General features: G+C 63.1%; 6 protein-coding genes. 4 read left to right on the top strand and 2 right to left on the bottom strand.

What is annotated here, in order from left to right; translation table 11 throughout:
* Positions 1 to 240 precede the first annotated feature (240 nt).
* The 3 genes from cueR to EX20_RS22600 all read left to right on the top strand — a co-directional run bounded on the left by cueR (position 241) and on the right by EX20_RS22600 (position 1497).
* The gene (gene cueR / locus EX20_RS22605; RefSeq protein WP_011885505.1) at positions 241 to 645 is read left to right on the top strand and encodes a Cu(I)-responsive transcriptional regulator; all 405 of its coding nucleotides are present in this window, start codon (positions 241 to 243) and stop codon (positions 643 to 645) included.
* Between the two features lie 215 nt (positions 646 to 860).
* Positions 861 to 1007 (top strand): DUF3563 family protein, encoded by a 147-nt coding sequence (locus EX20_RS31295; protein WP_011885504.1) that lies wholly within the window; start codon positions 861 to 863, stop codon positions 1005 to 1007.
* A 115-nt stretch (positions 1008 to 1122) separates the two neighbouring features.
* Positions 1123 to 1497, top strand: coding sequence for a hypothetical protein (locus tag EX20_RS22600; RefSeq protein ID WP_011885503.1), 375 nt, complete (start codon positions 1123 to 1125; stop codon positions 1495 to 1497).
* 15 nt (positions 1498 to 1512) lie between these two features.
* Here EX20_RS22600 and EX20_RS22595 read toward each other — a convergent pair whose 3' ends face one another.
* Positions 1513 to 2358, bottom strand: coding sequence for a 23S rRNA (adenine(2030)-N(6))-methyltransferase RlmJ (locus tag EX20_RS22595; RefSeq protein WP_011885502.1), 846 nt, complete (start codon positions 2356 to 2358; stop codon positions 1513 to 1515).
* Between the two features lie 111 nt (positions 2359 to 2469).
* Positions 2470 to 3441, bottom strand: a complete 972-nt coding sequence (locus tag EX20_RS22590; RefSeq protein ID WP_011885501.1) for a potassium channel beta subunit family protein — start codon at positions 3439 to 3441, stop codon at positions 2470 to 2472.
* 162 nt (positions 3442 to 3603) lie between these two features.
* Here EX20_RS22590 and EX20_RS22585 point away from each other — a divergent pair.
* On the top strand, positions 3604 to 3860 hold a 257-nt coding region (locus tag EX20_RS22585), incomplete at its 3' end, for an SDR family NAD(P)-dependent oxidoreductase (RefSeq protein ID WP_034194840.1).

Genomic DNA, 3860 nt, shown 5'->3' with positions numbered 1-3860 from the left:
CTCATCGCCGGAACGCGCGATGCATCAAGCTGGCGATATCTGCGATGCATGTCCGGCGGCCACGCGCCAACGATCTCCTACTGGGCGCCACAGCCCCGCACGGCGATTATGGCAGTGACTATCATCCCGCCAACCGCTGTCTCCCCATCGCCGGAGTGCCGTCATGCAATTTGATACGATGGGAATACGATCGATGGTCGCTGTCATCGGCGTTACCTTGAATCGAAACAGGGCGGGGCAATGAATATTGGTGACGCATCGCGTGAATCAGGCGTCAGCGCAAAGATGATCCGGTATTACGAGCAGGTCGGCCTTCTCGCTCCCAGCAAGCGGAGCGACGCCGGTTACAGGCTCTACGGTCCGGACGAAATCCATACACTGCGTTTCATCAGACAGGCGCGGCGGCTCGGCTTTCTCGTCGAGGATATCCGCAAGCTGCTGACGCTCTGGCAAGACCGGTCGCGGGCCAGTGCCGAGGTGAAGTCGATCGCGCTCGAACATGTGGCCGAGCTCGACAAACGCATCGCCGAATTGACCGACATGCGCGATACGCTCGCCGATCTGGCCGCGCACTGTCACGGTGACGGACGGCCAGAATGCCCGATTTTGGCGCGTCTGGCCGAACCGGTAGGCGAACCAGATTAGTGCATGTCTTCCAGGCCGCGAAAGACCCAGAAGCTAATTCGTATAAAAATCAATGCATTACGAAGGTTGCCTCACGTGCCATTCCAAATTGGAATGACAGCCATGCACGCATTTCACTGGCAACTTGGTGCAGCCTCGCTATAATCCGGGATAACCCTATACGGGAAATCCCTGAATCTCGATTCGCCAGGGGTCCCCCTTCCTTGGAGAACATCATGATCGCCTACATCGTTGAAAAGCTGAGCAACTGGTTCGAAACCGCCGAGCGCGAGCGCCGCGAAGCTTACCTGGCTACCTCGTCGGACATCGTCCAGCTCGAGAGCCGCATCCGTTCGCTCGAAACGAACGGCTACTCGCTGTAATCGAAGCAGTTGTCCGGTGCCGCGTGGCGCCGAATGAAAAGCAAGCCCCGTATTGACGGGGCTTTGTCTTTTTTGCGCCGCGGATCTGGCGGAATCGTCAGCGGGGCGCTATGGTATGGACCTGCTTTTCACCGGAAAAACGATCATGCGCTGGCATCCTGATGTGCGTCACCTTGCTTCCCGCGCGCGTCTCGGTCTGGGCGCTGCGGTGCTCATCCATGCGGTGGCCGCCGGCGCCGCCGCTTCGTCTGCATCCCAGGCGTTGATTCTCGACACGCAACGCGGAATCGTCGATGGCAAGGGTGGCCTGGTGCTGCAAACGGCGCCGCTGTCGTCGGAGCCGATCGTCGAGCCCGCCGGCATACGCGCGCCGGCAGGACAAGGCGCGAATTCGTCGGTGCCGCTATTCGTTGCGCCCTATATCAACGTGCCCGGCTGGAACGTCGGGCCGGCGAATCAGCCGCGCCCGGCGCCGAGACCGCAGCCCTGAGGGCGGCCCACGCGTTCAATTGCCGCGGTGTTCGATCTGATACCGCGCGCCACTGTCCTGTCCCAGGCGTTCGACGAGATACGGCAGCACTTCTTTCATGCTTTGCGCGAGCGTGTACGGCGGATTCAGGATGAACATCCCGCTGCCGTACAGGCCGAGTCCGTCCGCGGGCGGGTTCGACACCGTCAACGTCAAATGCAGCCAATTGTTCGGCTGCAGACGCTTGAGCTGTTCCGGAAAACGCTGCGACTCCATTCTCGCAACCTGCGGGTACCAGATCGCGTAACAACCGGTCGCGAAGCGCTTCAGGCATTCCGTCACGCAGCTGATGGTGCGCGCGTAGTCCTTCTTGTCCTCGTAGGACGGATCGATCAACACGAGCGCCCGTCGCGGCGGCGGCGGCAGCAGCGCCTTGATGCCCTCGAAACCGTCGCCGGCGAAGATCATCGCGCGACGCCCCGCATCGCGGAAGTTGTGACGCAACACGTCGATCTCCGTCGTGTGCATTTCGAACAGGCGCATCCGGTCCTGGTCGCGCATCAGTCGCCACGCGAGATACGGCGAGCCGGGGTAGTAGTGCAGTTCGCCGTCGGCGTTCAGTGCGCGCACTTCGTCGATGTAGTCGCTCAGCGCCTCCGGTACGCCCTTGTCGTTCCACAGCGGGCCGATGCCGGTGTCGAATTCCCCCGTCTTGGCCGCATAGCCGTCGCGCAGCGAATACACGCCGGCGCCGGCATGGGTGTCGACGTACCAGTACGACTTGTCCTTCTTGTTCAGATAGCGCAGCAGCTGGACGACGACGGTGTGCTTGAGCACGTCCGCGTGGTTGCCTGCGTGAAAACCGTGACGATAGCTGAGCATGACGAGCTGCCTGGAACGAGAGATGAATCGATGAAAGCGTGCGGTCGCGCGCGACGGTCGGGTCGCGCGCCGATGCGGCCGCGTATTGTACGCGACTGCACGTGAGTCGCCTTACTCGTATGCGTCGCCGACGACGTCGTCGATGCGTTGCTTGAGCTCCGGCGTGAGCTTCGTCGCGACCTCGACGGCGCGCATGTTGTCGCCGATTTGCTCGAGCCGCGACGCCCCCGTAATGACCGAGCTCACGCGCGGATTCGCGAGCACCCATGCAATCGCCAGCTGCGCGGTGCTGCATCCGAGTTCCGCCGCGATGTCGCCGAGCCGCTCGACCACCTCGTTGCGAGCGCGGTCCGTGAGCCGCTCGCGCAGCCAGTCGTAGCCGTGCAGCTCGGCGCGGCTGCCCGGCGGCACGCCGTTGCGGTACTTGCCGGTGAGCAGGCCCGATGCCAGCGGGCTCCAGGTCGTCAGCCCGAGCCCGCAGTCGTCGTAGAGCCGCGCATATTCCTGCTCGACCCGCGTGCGATGAAACAGGTTGTATTGCGGTTGCTCGACCACCGGCTTGTGCAGATGATGGCGCTCGGCGATTTCATACGCGGCGCGGATGTCGTCGGCATTCCATTCGGAGGTGCCCCAATACAGCGCCTTGCCGCGCACGATCATGTCGCTCATCGCCCAGACGGTCTCCTCGATCGGCGTGTTCGGGTCCGGCCGATGGCAGTAGACGAGATCGACGTAGTCGAGCTGCAGCCGCCGCAGCGAGCCGTCGATCGCATTCAGCAGGTACTTGCGGTTCAGCGTGTGGTACTGATTCGGCGCTTCCGCGAGGCCCCAGAAGAACTTCGTCGACACGAGGTAACTGACGCGCGGCCAGCCGAGCGACTTGAGCGCCTGGCCCATGATCTCCTCGGATTTCCCGCCCGCATAAACTTCCGCGTTGTCGAAGAAATTGACGCCGGCATCGCGCGCCGCTGCGAGACATTCGCGGGCCGCCCGCTGATCCACCTGATTGCCGTAGGTCACCCACGAGCCGAGCGACAGTTCGCTGATCTGCAGGCCGGAGCGGCCGAGCCGTCGATAGTGCATACCAACCTCCGCGAGTCGTAACCGACCTTAAGCTTAGGCGTTTTGCGCGCGAACGGCGGGACCGATCGTGCACAATAGCGGCTGGCTCGCCCGCACGGACAGGCTATGACGGCTGCTGCTGCGGCGCGCGATTTTTCGAACGGGTAACGTAAGGAGACGGACATGGCAGCAGACCTGAATGGCAAGACCGCAGTCGTCACGGGCGCCGCGAGCGGCATCGGCAAAGAAATCGCGCTGGAGCTGGCGAAGGCCGGCGCGGCCGTCGCGATCGCAGATCTGAACCAGGACGGCGCGAACGCGGTGGCCGACGAGATCAACAAGGCAGGCGGCAAGGCGATCGGCGTCGCGATGGACGTCACCAACGAGGACGCGGTGAACAGCGGCATCGACAAGGTCGCCGAGACGTTCGGCTCGGTCGA

The organism is Burkholderia sp. WP42, assembly GCF_000745665.1.
In the GTDB taxonomy this organism is placed as follows: Bacteria; Pseudomonadota; Gammaproteobacteria; order Burkholderiales; family Burkholderiaceae; genus Burkholderia; species Burkholderia vietnamiensis.
Note: the sequence above shows the minus strand (reverse complement) of the source record. Positions and strands in the feature narration are given on the sequence as shown.